At 70.9% G+C, this 19,511-nt stretch carries 19 protein-coding genes; 14 read left to right on the top strand and 5 right to left on the bottom strand.

The genetic code is table 11. The features are described from left to right. The first annotated feature begins 173 nt into the window (after positions 1–173). From V6S67_RS12840 to V6S67_RS12855, 4 genes are all read left to right on the top strand, one after another. Positions 174–896 carry an HAD family hydrolase gene (locus V6S67_RS12840; protein WP_334210610.1) on the top strand — a complete coding sequence of 241 codons (723 nt, stop codon included), beginning with the start codon at positions 174–176 and terminating at the stop codon, positions 894–896. 190 nt (positions 897–1,086) lie between these two features. Continuing rightward, positions 1,087–2,841: a sensor histidine kinase gene (locus V6S67_RS12845; protein ID WP_334210611.1), complete on the top strand. Its 1,755-nt coding sequence runs from the start codon at positions 1,087–1,089 to the stop codon at positions 2,839–2,841. After that, the gene (locus V6S67_RS12850; protein WP_334210612.1) at positions 2,829–3,476 is read left to right on the top strand and encodes a response regulator transcription factor; all 648 of its coding nucleotides are present in this window, start codon (positions 2,829–2,831) and stop codon (positions 3,474–3,476) included. The genes V6S67_RS12845 and V6S67_RS12850 overlap by 13 nt, the downstream gene beginning before the upstream one ends. A 106-nt stretch (positions 3,477–3,582) precedes the next feature. Continuing rightward, positions 3,583–5,229 (top strand): serine hydrolase, encoded by a 1,647-nt coding sequence (locus V6S67_RS12855; protein ID WP_334210613.1) that lies wholly within the window; start codon positions 3,583–3,585, stop codon positions 5,227–5,229. Between the two features lie 37 nt (positions 5,230–5,266). Here the strand turns inward: V6S67_RS12855 and V6S67_RS12860 are convergent, their stop codons facing one another. Together V6S67_RS12860 and V6S67_RS12865 are read right to left on the bottom strand one after the other, a co-directional pair. Next, positions 5,267–5,566, bottom strand: coding sequence for a DUF503 domain-containing protein (locus V6S67_RS12860; RefSeq protein WP_334210614.1), 300 nt, complete (start codon positions 5,564–5,566; stop codon positions 5,267–5,269). Between the two features lie 147 nt (positions 5,567–5,713). Continuing rightward, complete coding sequence (locus V6S67_RS12865) at positions 5,714–6,730, bottom strand: LacI family DNA-binding transcriptional regulator (protein WP_334210615.1); 1,017 nt, start codon at positions 6,728–6,730, stop codon at positions 5,714–5,716. Positions 6,731–7,153: 423 nt separating this feature from the next. Between V6S67_RS12865 and V6S67_RS12870 the strand changes: the two genes are divergently transcribed. From V6S67_RS12870 to V6S67_RS12880, 3 genes are read left to right on the top strand one after another with little or no spacing between them, the layout of a single operon-like run. Further along, on the top strand, positions 7,154–7,528 hold the full coding sequence (locus tag V6S67_RS12870) for a hypothetical protein (protein WP_334210616.1): 375 nt from the start codon (positions 7,154–7,156) through the stop codon (positions 7,526–7,528). A 35-nt stretch (positions 7,529–7,563) separates the two neighbouring features. Next, complete coding sequence (ybaK, locus tag V6S67_RS12875; RefSeq protein WP_334210617.1) at positions 7,564–8,058, top strand: Cys-tRNA(Pro) deacylase; 495 nt, start codon at positions 7,564–7,566, stop codon at positions 8,056–8,058. A gap of 25 nt (positions 8,059–8,083) precedes the next feature. Further along, positions 8,084–8,503: a GNAT family N-acetyltransferase gene (locus tag V6S67_RS12880; protein ID WP_334210618.1), complete on the top strand. Its 420-nt coding sequence runs from the start codon at positions 8,084–8,086 to the stop codon at positions 8,501–8,503. 90 nt (positions 8,504–8,593) lie between these two features. Here the strand turns inward: V6S67_RS12880 and V6S67_RS12885 are convergent, their stop codons facing one another. Both V6S67_RS12885 and V6S67_RS12890 read right to left on the bottom strand, forming a co-directional pair. Beyond that, complete coding sequence (locus V6S67_RS12885) at positions 8,594–9,430, bottom strand: PhzF family phenazine biosynthesis protein (protein ID WP_334210619.1); 837 nt, start codon at positions 9,428–9,430, stop codon at positions 8,594–8,596. A 31-nt stretch (positions 9,431–9,461) separates the two neighbouring features. After that, positions 9,462–10,916, bottom strand: a complete 1,455-nt coding sequence (locus V6S67_RS12890; protein WP_334210620.1) for an APC family permease — start codon at positions 10,914–10,916, stop codon at positions 9,462–9,464. Between the two features lie 171 nt (positions 10,917–11,087). On the opposite strand from V6S67_RS12890, the gene V6S67_RS12895 reads away from it, so the two are divergent. Both V6S67_RS12895 and V6S67_RS12900 read left to right on the top strand, forming a co-directional pair. Next, positions 11,088–11,534: a VOC family protein gene (locus V6S67_RS12895; protein ID WP_334210621.1), complete on the top strand. Its 447-nt coding sequence runs from the start codon at positions 11,088–11,090 to the stop codon at positions 11,532–11,534. Between the two features lie 52 nt (positions 11,535–11,586). Continuing rightward, positions 11,587–12,231, top strand: a complete 645-nt coding sequence (locus V6S67_RS12900) for a maleylpyruvate isomerase family mycothiol-dependent enzyme (RefSeq protein ID WP_334210622.1) — start codon at positions 11,587–11,589, stop codon at positions 12,229–12,231. Positions 12,232–12,368: 137 nt separating this feature from the next. On the opposite strand, the gene V6S67_RS12905 is transcribed toward V6S67_RS12900, so the two are convergent. Beyond that, positions 12,369–13,103 carry an alpha/beta fold hydrolase gene (locus V6S67_RS12905; protein ID WP_334210623.1) on the bottom strand — a complete coding sequence of 245 codons (735 nt, stop codon included), beginning with the start codon at positions 13,101–13,103 and terminating at the stop codon, positions 12,369–12,371. Positions 13,104–13,176: 73 nt separating this feature from the next. Between V6S67_RS12905 and V6S67_RS12910 the strand changes: the two genes are divergently transcribed. The 5 genes from V6S67_RS12910 (at position 13,177) to V6S67_RS12930 (ending at position 19,439) form a co-directional block, all read left to right on the top strand. Beyond that, positions 13,177–13,875, top strand: coding sequence for a helix-turn-helix transcriptional regulator (locus V6S67_RS12910; protein ID WP_334210624.1), 699 nt, complete (start codon positions 13,177–13,179; stop codon positions 13,873–13,875). Positions 13,876–14,110: 235 nt separating this feature from the next. Next, positions 14,111–16,177, top strand: coding sequence for a beta-galactosidase (locus V6S67_RS12915; protein WP_334210625.1), 2,067 nt, complete (start codon positions 14,111–14,113; stop codon positions 16,175–16,177). Continuing rightward, positions 16,155–17,093 (top strand): carbohydrate ABC transporter permease, encoded by a 939-nt coding sequence (locus V6S67_RS12920; protein ID WP_334210626.1) that lies wholly within the window; start codon positions 16,155–16,157, stop codon positions 17,091–17,093. The genes V6S67_RS12915 and V6S67_RS12920 overlap by 23 nt, the downstream gene beginning before the upstream one ends. Positions 17,094–17,188: 95 nt before the next feature. Further along, positions 17,189–18,022 carry a carbohydrate ABC transporter permease gene (locus V6S67_RS12925; protein ID WP_334211596.1) on the top strand — a complete coding sequence of 278 codons (834 nt, stop codon included), beginning with the start codon at positions 17,189–17,191 and terminating at the stop codon, positions 18,020–18,022. Between the two features lie 121 nt (positions 18,023–18,143). Further along, positions 18,144–19,439 carry an ABC transporter substrate-binding protein gene (locus tag V6S67_RS12930; protein WP_334210627.1) on the top strand — a complete coding sequence of 432 codons (1,296 nt, stop codon included), beginning with the start codon at positions 18,144–18,146 and terminating at the stop codon, positions 19,437–19,439. The last annotated feature ends 72 nt before the right edge of the window (positions 19,440–19,511 follow it).

The raw sequence follows: 19,511 nt of genomic DNA on the forward strand, positions 1-19,511 counted from the left end.
CCCGGGCGGGCCACACTTCGCCGTCCGCTGCAACCTCACGCACACCGCGCCGTCCGGCCCCGTGCGTTCCTAGACTCGACGGAGGACCCAGGACCCTGGCGATCAGGACCCTGGCGATCAGGACCCTGGCGATCAGGACCCCTGGCGATCAGGACCCACGGAAGGCGGACAGGATGGCGGACGACACCACGAAGGCAGCAGGCGGACGGCGCGGAGTGCTGTTCGACGTCGACGGCACGCTCGTCGACTCGAACTACCAGCACACCCTCGCCTGGTGGCAGGCATTCCGGCGGTTCGGCCATGACGTCCCGGCGGCGGAGATCCACCGGGCCATCGGCATGGGCGGGGACAAGCTCGTGGCGCACCTCCTCGGCGACGATCGCGACCCCGACCAGGACGCCGAGCTCGACGCGACACACGGCGCGGTCTTCTCCACCTTCTGGCCGGGACTGCGGGCCTTCGAGGGTGCGGGCGACCTCGTCCGCCGCTGCGCGGACAGCGGCCTGGTCGTGGTGCTCGCCTCCTCCGCCTCGCAGCAGGAACTCGGTGTCATGCGCGGCATCATCGACGCCGACGCGTCCATCAGCGCAGCCACGAGCTCGTCCGACGCCGAGAACAGCAAGCCCTCCCCGGACATCCTCCAGGCCGCGCTGGACGCCGGCGGACTGGAGGCGGCACACGCCGTGTTCGTCGGCGACTCGGTGTGGGACGTCATCGCGGCCAAGGAGCTGGGGATCCCCACGGTCGGCCTCGCCTCGGGCGGCACGAGCGAGGCCGAGCTGTGGGACGCCGGTGCGGTCCAGGTGTACAAGGACATCCGGGCGCTGCTGGACGCGTTCGACGACGGCCCCCTGCACGCTCTCGCGGAACCGTCCTCCTCGGCCGCCAACCCCTGAGGATCCCTGCAGAGCCGTCCTCCTCGGCCGCCAAGCCCTGAGGGTCGCTGTGGCGCCCTCCGCGCCCGGCGGCCTCCGCCCCTGAGCGGCCCGCCGGCCCCCTGGGCCCGTCGGCCTCCGCTCTCCGACTCCCGCCCGATCGGGCCCCCGGGCTATCCCCCTGGACGCCCGCGGGCCCTACGCTGGGCACATGGTGACCCCTGGTGGGATCCGATCACCCCTGCCCCGCTCCCTGGGCCGGGCGCTCGTGCTGCTCGCGATCGCGGCCCTGGCCCTCGGGGCCCTCCAGCTGGCCCTCGTCCTACCGGTGGCCGGCGAGGCCTGGCCGGTGCACCTCCTGTTCGTCCTGGTGTTCTGGGTGTACGTCGCGGCCGGCCTCATGGCCTGGTGGAGACGGCCGGGCAACCGGCTGGGCTCCCTCATCGTGCTCGGCGGACTCGCACTGTTCGCCGGGAGCCTCGCGAACACGCCGATGCCCGTGCTCACCGCCGTCGGCACGGTCACGGCGACGGTGGTGCTCGCCGTGGCCTTCCACCTCCTGCACGCGTTCCCCTCCGGCCGCCTCCGCAGCCGTGCCTCGCGTGTGACGGTCGCCGCCGGGTACGTGGTGGCCGTCGTCCTCCAGTCGCCGCTGTACCTCTTCGATCCCGCGGCACCCGCGCCCCTGTCCGTGGCCGACCGGCCCGACCTGCTGATGCTCGGGGTGACCGTCCAGCGGGTCTGCGGGATCGCCGTTGCCCTCGCCACGGCCGTGATCCTCGCGCGTCGCCTCGTCCGGTCCGACCCCGCACACCGGCGGGTGCTCGGTCCGCTGTTCGCCTACGGGATGGTCGCAGTGGTCCTCATCCCGATGAGCGCCACCCTGTTCGAGGCCGTCCTCGGGATGCCAGCCGTCGTGCGGGTCGGGGTGCAGGCGGTGCTCCTCGGCGGCATCCCGATCGCCTTCACCCTCGGTGTGCTGCGTGGCGGGTTCGCGCGCACGAGCGACCTCGAGGAGCTCGGGGCCTGGCTCGGCGCCTCCGGCGGTGCCCGGCCCGCCCTCGCCGCGGTGCTCCGCCGTGCCCTCGGCGACGATTCGCTCGAGGTGGCGTTCTGGATGCCGGACACCGGCGCCTGGGCCGATTCCGGCGGTGCGCCCGTGCAACTGCCGCCCTCCGGGGGCGAACGGGCCAGTGTCGAGGTGGAGTCCGGCGGCCGCACGGTCGGTGCGATCGTGTACGACGCCTCCCTCATCGCCGACGCCGAGCTCGTGCGCACGGCCGGCCGGGTGGTCGCCATCGCGATGGAACGCGAACGGCTGACCGCCGAACTGCTGGCGAGCCAGGGCGCCCTGCGCACCTCACGGGCCCGGCTGGTCGCCGCCGCCGACCGCGAGCGTCGGCGCATCGCGCAGAACCTGCACGACGGACTCCAGGTCCAGCTGGTGCTCCTCGCGCTCGAGGCCCAGCAGGTGGCCAACGCCTCCACCTCGGCCGCGATCCGCGACCGGGCGACGTCGCTCCGGAAGGGCATCGACGAGGCCGCGGCGGACCTGCGACGCCTGGGCCACGACGTCATGCCCTCGACGCTGATGGAACAGGGACTCTCCGCCGCCACCGAGGACCTCGTGGACCGCATCCCGGTACCCACCCGCCTGCACCTCGGCATCAGCGACGGCGTCCTGCCCGGGGCCATCGAGAGCACGGCCTACTTCGTGGTCGCGGAAGGACTCGCGAACGCCCTCAAGCATTCCAGGGCCGGTGCGTTCACCGTGCGGATCGAACGCAGGGGGGACAGGCTGCTGGTCGAGGTGCACGACGACGGCGTGGGCGGGGCCTCCTTCGGCGCTGGACACGGACTGCGCGGACTGGCGGACCGCGTCGAGGTGGTCAACGGGCGCCTCGAGATGCAGAGCGCCGTGGGACGTGGGACGCGGCTGAGCGCGGAGCTGCCATGCGTGTTGTGATCGGCGAGGACGAGGCACTGCTGCGGCAGGGGCTGACGCTCGTGCTCGAGCAGGGCGGCTTCCAGGTGGTCGCGGCCGTACCCGATGCCGTGCAGCTCCTCGACGCCGTCGCCCTGCACGGGCCCGACCTCGTGGTGACCGACATCCGGATGCCCCCGACCCGCACCGACGAGGGCCTGGTCGCCGCCCTGCGCATCCGGTCGGAACACCCGGACACGGCGATCGTGGTGCTCTCGCAGTACGTGCAGCGGCGCTACGCCGTCGAGCTGCTCACCGACCGTCCGGCCAGGGTGGGGTACCTGCTGAAGCAACGGATCGCCGACGTCGATGCCTTCCGCGCGGACCTCCGGCGCGTCGCAGGCGGCGGCACGGCCCTCGACCCCGAGGTCGTCGACGTCCTGCTCAGACGGGCGCGACTCTCCCGGGATGCGATGGCACGGCTGACACCGCGCCAGCAGGAGGTGCTCGCGCTGATGGCGGAGGGGCGCAGCAACGCGTGGATCGCGTCCCGGCTCGTGGTGACCGAGAAGGCCGTGGTGCAGCACTCCTCGCGCATCTACGAGGCACTGGGCCTGCCGGTCGCGGTGGACGACCACCGCCGGGTCCTGGCCGTGATCCGGTACCTGGCGCAGTGACCGCGAGGGGCGCTGCGGGCCCGAAGACGCGACCCAGGTCCATGGCCGTGCAGCGGTGCCCCGCACTAGCCTGAGGTCCCCAGGCAGCCGCGGTCAGGAGTCCCCCATGCGTCATCGTCCCCCGAGGGGCACCGCCGTCGAGGCCGTGCTCGTGACCGTCCTGGCCGGAGTCCTGGCCGGCTGCACCCTTCCTCCGGCCGACGGCACCGGTCCGGCCGCCTCCGGTGCCCCCGCCGGGCAGAGGCCGGTCGCCACCGGCGCCGCCCCCAACCAGGACGTGATCGCGCTGCCGGAGGGCGGCGTGGACCGCGCGCTCGAGGACCTGCCGGGGATCGTGCGGTCCGTGCTGGAACGGACCGGCGTCCCCGGTGCCGCTGTCGCCGTCGTGCACGGCGGCGAGACGGTCTTCGCCGAGGGCTACGGCGTGCGGAAGCTCGGGGAGGACGAGGCGGTGGACACCGACACCGTCTTCCAGATCGCGTCGCTGTCCAAGCCCGTCGGAGCGACGGTGGTCGCACGGCAGGTGTCCCAGGGCGTCGTCGACTGGACCACGCCCGTCGCCGACCTGCTCCCCGGGTTCGCGCTCGCGGACCCCTGGGTCTCCACGCATGCCACCATCGGTGATTTCTACGCGCACCGCACGGGCCTGCCGATGGCGGCCGGCGATTCGCTCGAGGACATCGGGTACGACCGCGGCTACATCATCGACCACCTCCGGTACCAGCCGCTCGACCCCTTCCGTGCGAGCTACGGCTATGCGAACTTCGGCGTCACGGTCGGCGCAGAAGCCGTCGCGGCCGCGGCGGGGACGGACTGGGAGACCCTGTCCGAGGAGCAGCTCTACGCGCCCCTCGGGATGGATCTCACGAGTTCGAGGCACGACGACTTCCTCGCGCGGGAGAACAGGGCGGCCCTGCACACCAGGGTCGCGGACAGGAGGTTCGAGCCGCTGTACGAGCGTGACGCGGATGCGCAGTCCCCCGCGGGCGGCGTCTCCTCGACGGTCGGGGACCTGTCGGAGTGGATGAAGCTGGTCCTCGCCTCCGGCACCTACGCGGGCGGGGAACTCGTGGCCGAGGATGCCCTGCTGCCCGCCATCAGCGCGCAGAACACCTCCTTCCATCCGACGGCAGCGGACCAGCGCGCCGGGCACTACGGCTTCGGATTCGGGGTCGGCGTGCAGCCGGGCGGCCGGGTGGACCTCAGCCACTCGGGGGCCTTCTCCCTCGGTGCTGCGACCACCGTGCAGATGGTCCCGTCCGCCGATCTCGGCGTCGTGGTGCTGACCAACGCGGGCCCGGTCGGCGCTCCCGAGGCCGTGGCCGCCGCGTTCCTCGACGAGGTGCAGTTCGGCTACGGAGTCCGCGACTGGGTGGAGGCGTACGGCGACGCGACGGCCGGCTACTACGCGCCGGCCGGCGACCTGCCGGGCGAGACGCCGCCGGCCGATCCCGCACCGGCGCAGCCGCTGTCGGCCTACGCCGGCGAGTACGCCAACGGGTACTACGGGACCGCGACGGTGCGGGAGGAGGACGGATCCCTCGTCCTGGCCGTGGGACCCGGCGGTGGGACCGTGTACGCGCTCGAGCACTGGGACGGCGACACGTTCGCCTTCACGCCACGCGGCGAGAACGCGCCGCAGGGCTCGCTGTCCTCGGTCGTCTTCACCGGCGGTGCCGAGGCCACCTCGATGACGGTCGATTTCTTCCGGACGAGGACCGGGGACCTCGGGACGTGGCGGCGGGCCGACTGACCGAGGCGCCTCGCCGCCTCCTGGGCGGTGCGCCCGCCTAGTCCTGGTCCTCGCTGTTGAGGAGCCGCCGTCGGGCGCTGAGGAGTTCCAGCTCCGGCCGCGCGGCGACGTACCGCTCCACGCGGTCCAGCACGTCCACGACATGCTGGACGTCACCGCCGACCACACCGGCCCCGACGACCGCCCGGCGGTGCAGATCCTGGTGCCCCACCTCGGCGACCGACAGCTCGAACTTCCGCCGGAGATCCGATACGAGGGGGCGCACCACCGACCGCTTGCCCTTCAGTGAGTGCACGTCGCCGAGCAGGACGTCGAACTCGATGAACCCGATCCACATGGCCGTCCTGCCTGTCGTGTCGTGCCTGTCGTGCTGGTATTGCTGGTGCCGGTAGGGCCCGCTCCGACGAGCCTACGTCGAGTGACGTGCGTCAGGGGAGGTGTGCCAGGAAAGGTGTGCCAGTGCGAGCGCGTCAGGGCGAGCGCGTCAGGCCGAGTCGCGCCAGACGACCGTGGTGTCGAGTACCTGCACCGGACTCGGCAGGCCCCGGATCTGCGCCAGCACGAGCTCGGCCGCGGTGCTGCCCAGCAGGTCCGCGGGCTGCTTGACGGTGGAGAGCTGCGGCCGGGTCCTCAGCGCCCAGCTGCTGTCGTCGAACCCGACGATCCCGACGTCGTCGGGCACCTTGCGTCCCGACTCCTGGAGGGCGGTCATCGCACCTGCGGCCACGGCGTCCGACGCGGCGAAGACACCGTCGATCTCCGGGCAGCGCCGCAGCAACTCCTGCATGCCCTCCAGTCCGGCCGCGTAGGTGTAGAGCGGGTACTCCACCACCAGCGAGGCGTCGAACCGCCCGCCCATGGCGTCCCGGAATCCCGTGAACCGGTCGTGGCCGGAGTCGCGGTCCAGGGCGCTCGCGATCATGCCGATCCGCCGCCGGCCGGTGGCGATGAGCCGCTCGGTGATGGCGAAGGCCGCCGCCACGTTGTCGATGGCCACGTAGGGCAGGTCGGGGGTGCCGGGCGGATGGCCGACGAAGGCCGCGGGGACGCCGATGTCGCGGACCGCGGAGGCGATGGGGTCCGACGCGCGAGCGGAGACGATCACCGCGCCGTCGACGAGCCCGCCACGGAGGTAGTCCGCGACCCGGCGGCTGTCCCGGTCCGAGTCGATGATGAGGGAGACCAGCTGGTAGTCGGCCTTGGACAGCACCTCGTTGGCTCCGAGGAGGATCGAGCCGATGTTCGGGTCCTCGAACAGGAGCGAATGCGGTTCGTGGATGATCAGGGCGATCGCGCGTGATTCCTGCGTGACCAGGTTCCTGGCCGCGGAGTTGCGCACGTACCCCACCCGGGCGATCGCGTCCTCCACGGCGATGCGGGCCTCGTCCGAGACGTAGCGCTCGCCGTTGACGACCCGCGACACCGTTCCCCGCGAGAGCCCGGCCGCGGTCGCGACGTCGTTGATGGTCGCCCGGCGGTTCCGGGTGCGCGTCGGGGGCATATCTGTACTGTAGCCGAGCCCCCGCGGGCCCTCCGCGCGGGAAATGCCGGGAGGGCGTACTGTGGGAGTAGTTGTCTAGAAGAAGGCGGCTGTCTTCGGTTCTTCTCTTCGCCGCCTCGCCTCCCGCCGGGTGCGCAACAGCAGAGCACCATCCCCGAAAGGGGCGTGCATCATGAACAACCAGGAAGCTTCTTCCCCCCAGCCGCCCGCAGGCGCTCCGCCGACCCCGGCTCCCGCCACGTGTCCGCGTACCGGCCCGCGTCCGCCCTCCTGACCATCCCCGCAGTCCCTGTGGCGCCTCCGCGCCCCGACGCAGCAATGCCCACCAGCGCATCAGCTCCGCACCGACCGCCTCGAGCGAGTCGTCCCCGGCCGGCCACACCCCTCCCCGGCCCCGCGTCCCAGACACCGCAAAGGACCACCATGCCGCACCACATCGAAGAGTTCATCCGGCAGTGCATCACCGTCACCGCCGACGGTTCCCTCGTATCCGCCGACGAGGTCGAGGGCCTGTACCAGCACTGGCTCTCCCTGCGGACCGCCCCCACTCCCCTCACCTCCATCACGACCACGGATCTGGAGGACCTGGAGGCCGACGACGACAGCCCGCTCCTCGACGCCCTCCGCAGCGGCGGGGCGGGGACGGTGCAGAACGACGGCGTCGAGTACCTCGAGGGCCTCGTCCTGACGGGCCCGGTCGTGGCAGACTTCATCCTGTCCTGCGACTTCGCGGGAGTCTGGGGCCAGCCCGACCCCCGCGAACTCGCCCTGATCCGGGACGTCGCGTCCGTCTCGTAGAGCCCGGTTGATCCGCGGAACGGAAGGGAGGTGCCGTGGGGAGGAAGCCTGCGGGCCCCCGCAGTACCCCTGCGCTCCTCGCGCTCTCCGCGGCCGGCATCGCCTTCACCGCCCGCCCCTACGAGCACGAGCAGGGCGCCTCCTCGTACGGGCTGGAGGCCGCCTCCGCCCTGGGTGCGCCCCCTGCGCAGGTGTTCAAGACCCTGATGGCCAGCGTCGACGGCTCCCTCGTGGCCGCCGTCGTGCCCGTCACGGGATCGCTGGACCTGAAGGCGCTGGCCTCCGCCCTCGGCGGGCGGAAGGCGGCGATGGCGGACCCCGCGGTGGCGCAGCGGCGCACCGGATACGTCCTCGGCGGTATCTCACCGCTGGGGCAGCGCCACCCCTCCCCCGTGATCGTCGACCGGTCCGCCCTGCGACATCCGACGGTCTTCGTCTCGGGCGGCCAGCGCGGCCTGGACATCGAACTGGCGCCCGAGGACCTGGTCCGAGCGACGCAGGCCCTCACCGCTCCCATCGCGGGCGCATGACGGACCGCCGGGCTAGCGGGGCACCGTGAGAGTCACCGCCGCCGACGTCCCCCTCGCCGAGGCGCTCGCGCTCTATGAAGCCGTCGGCTGGACGGCGTACACGCGCGAGCCCGACCGGCTCGCGCGCAGCCTCGCCGGCTCGCACCTGGTCCTCACGGCCCGGGACGACGACGGCACACTGCTCGGACTGGCGCGCACGATCTCCGACGGCGAGTCGATCTGCTACCTCCAGGACATCCTGGTCCGCCCGGACGCACAGCGTCGCGGCGTCGGCCGCTCTCTCGTGCAGGAGATCCAGCGGCGCTACAGCCACTGCATGTTCGTGGCGCTGAGCACCGATGCCGAGGACACCCCGGACGCGGGGAAGTCGCACCCCTTCTACCGCTCCCTGGGCTTCCGCCCGCACGGCGCCCTCGGGCTCGCCGCGTTCGGCTACCGACCCTGAGCCGGCAGGCGCCCGGGGCACACCGCCAGGCGTCCGGCGGCTGACCGCCCACCGGCTACCACCGGCTGCCACTCCGCTGCTAGCCGTCTGCTACCCGTCGATCCGCACCGCTCCGCCCGAGACCGTCAGGCCACCGGATGGCGGGACGTCCACGGTGATGACGGACGGCCGGCCCACCTGCGCGCCCTGGTACACCGTGATCGTGGCCGGCGGCGCGAGCTCGGCCCGCGCACGGAGGTACGCCCCGAGCGACGCCGCGGCGGATCCGGTGGCTGGATCCTCGCGGACCCCGCCGGGCGGGAAGGGGTTGCGGGCCTCGAAGACACGCGGGGACAGCCGATGCACCACGGCGACCGTCGCACCCCAGCCCTCCGCCGCCATCAGCTCCCTGAGGCCGTCGAAGTCGTAGTCGAGGGCCGTGAGCGTCGCGGTGTCGCGGACCGGCACGATCGGATGGATGTTGCCGGCGAAGGACAGCATCAGGGGCAGATCCCCGTCGAGGTCCTCCTCGCGGAGGCGGAGGTGGTGCAGGAGCTGCGTCCGGACCGCAGGGTCGATCGCATCGACCCACGGCTCGACGGTCACGAGGGACGCGACCAGGCGGTCCGCCACCCTGCCGGTGCTGAGTTCGAGCGGGCCCACCGGTGTGGCCAGCACCAGCGTCGCCGGCCCCTCCCGCTCGGCGAGCGCGACGCCGGTGGCGATCGTCGCGTGCCCGCAGAACGGGATCTCCGCCTCGGGTGCGAAGTACCGGATCGCCGCGCCGCCCGGGCTCCTGGCCGACACGAAGGCACTCTCGGCGTAGCCGAGGTCGGCAGCGATGGCCTGCATCTGCGTGGCCGTCAGGTCGTCGGCGTCGAGCACCACACCGGCGGGGTTGCCGCCGTCGGGCCGGTCGGTGAATGCCGCGTAGCGCAGGATCTCCATGACGCGATGCTAGCGTCCCCGCGGCGCCTGATCAGCCGTCGATCGCCGTCAGGTCCCCTGCCTGGGTGTTGGTCCTCTTGTTGACGAACCACGTGATGAGCCACAGCACCACGCCGATCACCATGAGGCCGCCGGCGATCTGGTACTGGACGACGTCGCGCCCCACCCAGGGACCGGCGAGGAACGCGCACAGCAGCGCGGCCACGATGGGCAGCGGACCGGGGGACGTGAAGAACACCTTCCGGTTGACGTCCCGCTTGCGGCGCAGCACCACGCAGGCGACATTGACCACCGTGAACACGCACAGGAGCAGGAAGGCCGTGGTCCCCGAGAGGTTGGCCACGATGTTGCTGTCCGGGTCGCTGGTCACGTAGAGGATCAGGCCGAGGGCGAGGATCGTGGAGAAGGCGATGCCGGCCCACGGGGTGCAGCGGACGGGGAGCACCTTGGCGAGCGGGCGGGGCAGCACGCCCTGCCGCGCCATGCCGTAGATCAGGCGGCTCGCCATCAGCATGTTGATCAGGGCCGTGTTCGCGACGGCGAAGACGGCGAGGAACGGGAAGATCCTGTCGATCGGGAAGTCGGGCGACCCCTTGTGGACCACCTCGAGCAGCGCGGCGCCCTCGGACTCCCGGATGCCCTCCAGTTCGGTGGGGCTGAGCACCGTGACCACGGAGATCGCGACCAGCATGTAGAAGATGACGGCGATCCCCAGGCCCGTGAGCATGGTGCGGGGGAAGATGCGCTCGGGGTTCTGCGTCTCCTCCACCATGTTCACGGAGTCCTCGAAACCCACCATGGCGAAGAACGCGATCGACGTCGCCGCAGTCACCGCGAGGAAGAGCCCCTTGTCCTGGTAGTCGGTGAACACGAAGACCTCGCCGATGTTGCCGTTGCCCTGCGCCATCACGAGGAAGCCGACCCCGATCACGATGCACAGGGCGGTGACCTCCACGAGGGTCAGCACCACGTTGAACTTGACGCTCTCACCGACACCGCGCAGGTTGATCACGGCCAGGAGCAGCATGAACCCGAGCGCGACGGCGGTGATCACGCCCTGGCCGGGCATGTCCATCCACCCGTTCACCTCGAGGCCGCCGAAGAAGTTCTGGGCGAGCACGTTGGCCGAGGTGGCGGCGCTCGTGATGCCGGAGCAGACGACCGCGAACGCCACCAGGAAGGTGACGAAGTGGATGCCGAAGGCCTTGTGGGCGTAGAGGGCGGCGCCCGCGGCCTGCGGGTACTGGGTGACGAGTTCGAGGTAGGAGAACGCGGTCATCGTCGCCACGATGAAGGCCAGCAGGAACGGCAGCCAGACCAGGCCGCCGACCGTCCCGGCCATGGTGCCCGTCACGGCGTAGACACCGGCCCCCAGGATGTCGCCGACGATGAACAAGAGGAGCAGTTTCGGCCCGAGGACCCGTTTCAGCTCCGGTTCCCCGGTCGAGGTCGATGCATCGGACACATGCTCTGCAGAAGTACTCATGGTCGGCCTCCCCTGGGGTTTTCACCCTTACTGTTGACCTCTTCAGCCGGCTTCGCAAGGGGTGGACAGGAATACGTCGGGCACCGATGATTTACCGGGCGACCCCGCGTCGAACGGGTACAGGGCTCGCAAGGGCCGGATCACACACCCCACAGGAACAGGAGAACGGCCATGGCCACCAACGTCTTCATCAACCTCCCCGTCAGCGACCTCGCGAGGTCCAAGGAGTTCTACACCAGCTTCGGCTGGACGCTGGATCCCAACTTCTCCAACGACGACGCCGGCGCGGTGACCATCAGCGACACCATCTTCCTCATGATCCTCACCCACCAGCACTGGGCGCAGTTCACGGACAAGCCGGTGGCGGACGCCCACGCCACCTCCGCCGTCATCAACGCGATCAGCGTCGACGCGCCGGAGGACATCGACTCCCTCGTCGACCGGGCGGTCACGGCCGGCGCGGCGGAGGGCAAGGCCCAGGACCTCGGCTTCATGCGCTCGCGCTCCTTCTCCGACCCGGACGGGCACGCCTGGGAAGTGATGTGGATGGACCCCATCGCCCAGACCGGTGACTGGGAGGCCGTCCAGGCCAAGTACGGCGACCAGCAGCCGGCCTGACCCCGGGATCCCTCGTGATCAGCATGCTCCGGGCCCCGTGGGAAGGACGCGCATGATCAGCCCGACCGATGCCCTGTGGCAGGCGATGCATGCGGAACGCGCGGCCCTGGCCCGGGACCTCGCGACCCTGACACCCGAGCAGTGGCGGGGCGCCACCCTGTGCGCCGGGTGGGACGTCGAGCACGTGACGGCGCATCTCTCGGCCGCCGCGTCGGTGGGCCGGTGGCGGTGGATCAGGAGCATGCTGTCCGCCGGGTTCCGGCCCGACGTGCACAACCGGCGCCGGCTGGCGGAACACCTCGGCGCGTCGCCCGCCGGGACCCTCGCCCGGTTCCACGACGTCGTCGGTCTGTCCGTCGCACCGTCGTCCGACCTCCCCGCGTACCTCGGGGAGGTCGTGGTGCACGCACAGGACATCCGGCGGCCCCTCGGCATCACCACCAGCCCGGGCACCGACGCGCTGCTGCCCGTCGCGGAGTTCTTCGTGGCCCGGAACTTCACCGTCCCCAGCCGCCGCACCGCCGCAGGTCTCCGGCTCGTCGCCACCGATGCCCCCTTCGAGGCGGGCGACGGGCCGGAGGTGCGGGGACCGCTGGTCGCCCTCGTGATGTGCCTCGCCGGCCGGGCAGCGTACCTCGACGACCTCGACGGGCCGGGCGTACCGGTGCTGGCGGGACGGATCCTGCCCGCCGGCTGAGGAGCCCGGCGAGCCCCGTCCGCCGTCGGTCACCTGTCCTGTCCACGTGGTCCGTGCGGGCAGCGGCATGTCGGTTCCGAGCACGCCGTGGCGGTCGGGGCCGGTGGGATCCGGCCGGCCCCGGGTGCACGTGCAGCTCAGTCGGTCCGGGACGCCGCCGACCGGATGGCCTCGGCGAGGTCGCGGGGACGGCTCCACATGGGCCAGTGCCCGGTCGGCATGTCGATGACGTCGAGATGCTCGATGGCCGCGACCTCGGCGAACACGGCATGGCCTCCGCGGGCCAGCTCCAGCACCTGGGCGCTCGGGATCGAGCAGCACACCAGGGTGGTCCGGACCGTGTGCCGGGCGTCGTTCGTGAGCTCGACGGGCTGGCGGAGCACCGGTCCGGGCTCGGGGACGGCCCGGGCCCGGAAACGCTCGAGCACCTCGGCGCTCAGGCCTTCGAGACTCGCCTGCTCCGCGAGGACGTCCAGGGCCGGCAGTGGAAGCTCCTCCACCTCCTGCGGGAGATCCGGGGCGAAAGCGCTTCCCGTCGCTGCAGGGCCGGAGTCGACCCACACCACCCGACGGACGAGCTCAGGGTGCCGGTCGAGGACGAGGCTGACGGGCCCGTTCGCCCCGCTGTGGGCGACGAGGGTAGCGGGCTCACCCGCCCCCAGTCGCGTGATGACGTCCAGGATCGCTGCGGCCTGATCGTCGAGAGTCCTCGCCGCACGCCCGGGGTCGTCCCTGTCGAGACCGGGAAGCGTCACCGCGACTGCACGGGAGTGGTCGGTCCTCAGGTGTTCGAGGACTTCGTCCCACGCCCAGGCGCCGAGCCAGTGGCCGGCGACGAGGATGATGATCGGACTGCCGGTAGTAGTTGTCATGCCACTACCTTCGCGGGCGCCACGGCCAGCTGCATGTCACTATCTATGTCATGAATCTGATCCGGGTTGGACGGTGAAGCGGGCAGAGCGCCTCCATGCGCTGTCCGAGATGCTGCGCCGCAACGGATCCCGGGGATGCTCCGCCGAGCGGCTGGCCAGGGAGTTCGGCGTGTCCGTGCGCACGGTCAAGAGGGATCTCGCCACGCTCGGCAACAGCGGCACGCCCGTCTGGTCGCGCCCGGGGCCGGGCGGTGGCTACGGACTTGCCGCAGGCGCGTCCCTGCCGCCCGTCAGCCTGTCCCCCGAGCAGGCCGTGGCGCTCCTGGCGGCCGTGTCCGCTGCGCCGGATGCCCCCTATGCCGACCTGGCACGGGCCGGGGTCCGGAAGATCCTGGACGTCCTCGATCCCGGGACCCGGGCTCGAGCACACGAGCTGGCCGGCCGCGTCTGGGTCGACGAGCCGCCCTCCCCGTCGCGCGCCATCCGCTCGGCACTCGAGGAGGCGATGGCCGATCAGCGGGTGGTCCGCATCCGCTACACCTCGGGAGACGGGACCACGACCACCCGGGACGTCGAGCCGGTGCTGTTCGCCTCCGCGAGCGGCCTATGGCACCTCGTCGGGTGGTGCCGGCTGCGCGACGCCATGCGCTGGTTCACCGTGTCGCGCATCGAGCGGGCCACCGTGACCAGGACGGCGTGCGGCAGCCATACGGTCCACGAGGTCGGAGAACCCCCGCCGAACGCCAGACCGGTGCACGATCGGGGCATGTGAGCCACCCGGTGGGCCCGTCCCGTCTGCACCCCTGACCGGAGCAGGGCCCCTCGCCCGACAGCTCCAGCACCTCCCACCGGCGTTGACACGCCGTGTGGCCCCCATTACTCTGGGAGCGTTCACACAATCTCGATGGAGAGCTCAGCCGCCCGTTTCTGGGAACGTTCACAGACATGTGGGCGCGGCCATTCTCCGGTATCTCCCGAGAATCGGTACCGCACCATGAGGAGCAGGTTTGGCACGAACGACCACCGTCGCAGGACTGTCCGGCAACGGGCAGCTCGTCTACGGGTGTGACTACAACCCCGAGCAGTGGGATGCGTCCGTCTGGCGGGAGGACGTCCGCCTCATGAGGGAGGCCGGCGTCAACCTCGTGGCCGTCAACATCTTCGGGTGGGCCGAGCTGGAACCCGAGCAGGGCGTGTTCCGGTTCGAGGACCTCGACGCCGTGATGGACCTGCTGGCCGAGCACGGCATCGGCGTGAACCTCGGCACCGGCACCTCGTCGACACCCGCCTGGCTCACCACCGCGCACCCCGAGGTGCTCCCCCGCACCGCCGACGGCACGACCCGCTGGCCGGGCGGCCGCCAGGCGTTCTGCCCCAGCTCCCCCGTGTACCGCGAGCACGCGCTCGCCCTCGTGGAGCAGGTGTCCGCCCGCTACGGCAGCCACCCGGCCCTGCGCCTCTGGCATGTGTCCAACGAACTCGGCTGCCACAACTCGCTGTGCTACTGCGACGTCTCCGCCGAGGCCTTCCGCGGCTGGCTCCGCGCCCGCTACGGGACGCTCGATGCCCTCAATACGGCCTGGGGCACCGCCTTCTGGAGCCAGCGCTACTCCGCCTGGGAGCAGGTGCTGCCCCCGCGGCTGACGCTCTCGGCCACCAACCCGACGCAGACGCTCGACTTCCACCGCTTCAGCTCCGACGAGCTGCTGGCGCACTACTCGGCCGAGGAGGCGGTCCTCCGCCGCACCAGCGACGCCCCGGTGACCACCAACTTCATGGTCGCGGCCCACATCAGGAACCAGGACTACTGGGCCTGGGCGCCGGAGATGGACGTCATCGCGAACGACCACTATCTCGACCACCGCCTCGACACACCGCATGCCGAACTGGCCTTCGCCGCCGACACCACCCGCGGGCTCGCCCAGGGCCGGCCCTGGCTGCTGATGGAGCACTCCACGGGCGCCGTGAACTGGCAGCCGCGCAACATCGCCAAGGGTCCCGGCGAGATGCTCCGCAACTCCCTCACCCACCTCGCACGGGGTGCGGACGGCCTGTGCTTCTTCCAGTGGCGGGCCTCGCTGCAGGGCAGCGAGAAGTTCCACTCGGCGATGCTGCCCCACGCCGGCACCGACTCGCAGATCTGGCGCGACGTCGTCGCCCTCGGGTCCGCCCTGGGCAGGCTCCGGGAGATCGCGGGCACCACGGTGCACGCCGACGTCGCGCTCGTCTTCAGCTGGGAGGCATGGTGGGCGCACGACCAGGAATCCCACCCGTCCGGCGATGTCCGCTACATCGAGCAGGTCCACGCCGCCTACAGGGCACTGTGGGATGCGGGCGTCACGGTCGACATCGTGGCACCCGGTGCGGATCTCTCCGCCTACAAGCTCGCGGTGGTGCCGAACCTCTACCTGGTCCGCGACGAGCACGCCGCGGTGATCAGCGATTTCGTGACCCGCGGCGGGTCGGCCTTCATCACGTTCTTCAGCGGGATCGTCGACGAGAACGAGCGGGTTCGGCCCGGCGGCTACCCCGGAGCCTTCCGGGAGCTCCTCGGCATCCGCTCGGAGGAGTTCTTCCCCCTCGACCCCGCGCACCCGCTGGCGCTCGACAACGGCTCCCTCGCCTCGCTCTGGTCCGAGGCGGTGCACCTCACCACGGCGGAGCCCGTCCTGAGCTACGCGACCGGCCACCACGCGGGCATGCCCGCCGTGACGCGCAACCGAGTGGGAGCGGGCGAGGCGTGGTACGCCGGGACGGTCCTCGACGGCGGAGTCCTCACGGACCTGCTGCTGCGGGCGGCCGTCACCGCAGGCGTGGAGGTCCCCGAGGCGCAGTCCGGCCTCGAGGTCGTCACGCGCCGCGGCAACGGGCACGAGTACGTCTTCCTGATCAACCACTCCGCCGAGGACCGCAAGCACCGGGTCAGCGGCCTGGAACTGCTGACCGACGAGGCCGTCGCCGACGTCGTCACGGTTCCCGCGGGCGCGGTCCGCGTCGTCCGCACCATCCCAGGAACCCCCGACACCGACGGCTCGGACCAGGGCCGAAAGGATGCAGGCAATGTCAGTTCTTAGTACCCCGGCCGAGGCCCCCCAGGGGGCGCCGGTCACGAGGAGGAACAGGTCGTCGGGAGCGCAGCGCCGCGCCGTGGCACTGTTCATCGCCCCGTTCGGGATCCTCTTCCTCGCGTTCTACGCCATCCCGATCGTCTACGCCGTGATCCAGTCGCTGCTCACCGTGGAGCGCGAGGGCACGTTCGGCAGGCCCCGCCAGGTCTTCGGCGGCCTCGTCCAGTACGAGCAGGTCTTCCAGAACACGGCGTTCTGGGAGTCCGTGGGGCGCGTCCTGCTCTTCGGCGTGGTGCAGGTGCCGATCATGCTGGGCCTCGCCCTCCTGTTCGCGCTGCTGCTGGACTCGCCGCTGCTGAAGGGCAAGAAGTTCTTCCGGCTCGCGTTCTTCGCCCCCTACGCCGTCCCCGGCGTGATCGCCGCGATCATGTGGGGCTTCCTGTACTCGCCGTCGCTCTCGCCGTTCGGCGCCGTCACCTCGAACGTCGACCTCCTGGGCGGCAACCTCGTGCTCTGGGCGATCGCCAACATCGTGACCTGGGTGTACGTCGGCTACAACATGCTCATCATCTACTCGTCGCTGCTCGCGATCCCCACGGAGATCTACGAGGCGGCACGGCTCGACGGCGCCAGCAACCTCCAGATCGCCTGGCGCATCAAGATCCCCCTGGTGGTCCCGGCCATCATCCTGACGGCGGTGTTCTCCATCATCGGCACCCTCCAGCTCCTGGCCGAGCCGCAGACCCTGCGCAGCTTCAGCTCCGCGATCAACAGCACGTTCACGCCGAACCTCGCGGTCTACACGACGGCGTCGGTGCCGAACTACAACCTCGCCGCAGCGTTCTCGGTGGTCCTGGCGCTCGCCACGTTCATCCTCTCCTTCGTCTTCCTGAAGTCCACCCAGCGGAAGGTAACCCAGTGACGGCCGCCCCAGCCACCGCCCCCAGGCGCCGGCGCGACGGGAGTTCGACGGCGCACAGCGCCGGCGAGCGTGCCCGTGGCCCCCGCCAGAGCATCATGTCCCGCAGCGCGGCGATGCTCATCATGGGTGTCTTCACCCTGTACTTCCTGACTCCCATCTGGTGGCTGCTCACCACGTCCACGAAGACGGGCAGCGAGATCACCTCCACCGCTCCGCTGTGGTTCACGGCGGACTCGGCAGGCACGTTCCTCACGAACCTCGGACGCCTGTTCGCCTACGGCGACGGCCTGTTCGGCCGATGGCTGCTGAACTCGGCCCTGTACGCGGGGGTCGGTGCCCTGATCGGCACGGTCATCGCGGCGATGTGCGGGTATGCCCTCGCCAAGTACGAGTTCCGGGGGCGGGAGGCGATCTTCAACATCGTGCTCAGCGGCGTCCTGGTGCCTGCCACCGCGCTGGCGCTCCCGCTGTTCCTGATCTTCAGCCGGGTGGAACTGACGAACACCATGTGGGCCGTGTTCCTGCCGAGCCTCGTCAGCCCGTTCGGGGTGTACCTGGCCCGCATCTACGCGGCGGCCAGCGTTCCCGGCGAGCTGCTCGAAGCCGCCCGCCTGGACGGCTCCGGCGAGATCCGTACGTTCTTCACGGTATCCACGCGCCTCATGGCGCCGGCCCTCGTGACGATCTTCCTGTTCCAGTTCGTCGCGATCTGGAACAACTTCTTCCTGCCCCTGATCATGCTCCGTGACCAGGCGCTCTTCCCCGTGACGCTGGGCCTGTACGCCTGGAACAGCCAGATCAGCCAGATCCCCGAGCTGCGTTCGCTCGTGATCGTCGGCGCGCTCGTGTCGATCCTGCCGCTGATCATCGCCTTCCTCGCACTCCAGCGGTTCTGGAGCAGCGGCCTCGGCGCAGGAAGCGTCAAGTAGCCCCTCGTCCCCTGACCCGCACTCCAGGTGCACGGGCGTCCGCCCCTGCACCGCACTGCTCAATCAACCGATAGGAAAGACAATGCGCGCGCATTAGGGAAAAGTCACCGCGGCCTTTGCCATGATCTCTGCGCTGGCTCTCTCCGGCTGTTCAGCCGGCGGAGACAGCACGGAGGCCGGGGCCGAAGCGGCCCCCTGCGAGGCCTCCGAGGGCCCCGTCACCCTGAACTTCACCACCTGGGTCCCCGGCATGGACAAGGTCGTCGAGCTGTGGAACGCCGAGAACCCCGACATCCAGGTCCAGGTGCAGACCGGGCCCAACGGCAACTCCGGCACCTACCAGAACTTCTTCAACCAGATCCAGGCGGGCAACGCACCCGACCTCGGCCAGATCGAGTACGACGCCCTGCCGAACTTACGCGTGCAGGACGGCCTCGAGAACATCGCCGCCTGCGAGGGTGTCGCCGACGCGCAGGACCAGTTCGTGGACTGGACCTGGGGCCAGGTGACCTTCGGCGAGGAGGGCTCCGTCTACGCCGTCCCGCAGGACAGCGGACCCATGGCCATGTACTACCGGGCCGATCTCTTCGAGGCGGCCGGCATCGAGGTCCCCACGACGTGGGAGGAATACGCCGCGGCGGCCGAGCAGATCAAGGCCCAGGGCTCCTACATCACCAACTTCCCGAAGCAGGACGTCAACTGGTTCGCCGGCATGGTGTGGCAGAACGGCGGCCAGTGGTTCGCGAACGACGGCGAGAACTGGGACGTCAACCTGACGAGCCCGGAGTCCGAGGAGGTCGCCACTTACTGGCAGGACCTCCTGTCCAAGGATCTCGTCTCCACCCTGCCGTCCTTCTCCGACGAGTGGAACGCATCCTTCAACGAGGGCCAGCAGTGGACCTGGGTCTCCGCCGTGTGGGGCGCCACCACCCTCTCGGACGGGGCTCCCGACACCGCCGGCAAGTGGGCCGTCGCCCCCATGCCGCAGTGGGAGGACGGCGGGGAAGCCGCCGGCAACTGGGGCGGTTCGTCCACCGCCGTACTGAAGGGCTCCGACCACCCGGCCGAGGCCGCGAAGTTCGCGCTCTGGCTCAACACCGACCCCGAAGCACTCGCGCTCGCCAATGAGCTCGGTGGCATCTACCCGGCCGCGAAGTCCGCGACCGATCTCGAGGCCTTCGCCGGCGGCGTCGACTACTACGGCGGCCAGAAGATCTACGAGGTCTTCGCCGACGCGTCCTCGAACGTGGACCCGAACTTCACCTGGGGCCCCACGATGACGCAGACCTACACGGACGTCTCGGATGGATTCGGTGCTGCCATCGGCGGCTCCGGCACCCTCATGGACGCCCTGGAGACCGGGCAGCAGAAGACGATCGACTCCCTGAAGTCGCAGTCGATCCCGGTCGCCGAGTAACACCCCGGCGCATCCGCCATCGCCGAACCGAAGCGCCGCGTCCCGGAAGGGGCGCGGCGCTTCGTGCATCCG

It is taken from the genome of Arthrobacter sp. Soc17.1.1.1 (assembly GCF_036867195.1).
Lineage (GTDB): Bacteria > Actinomycetota > Actinomycetes > Actinomycetales > Micrococcaceae > Arthrobacter_D.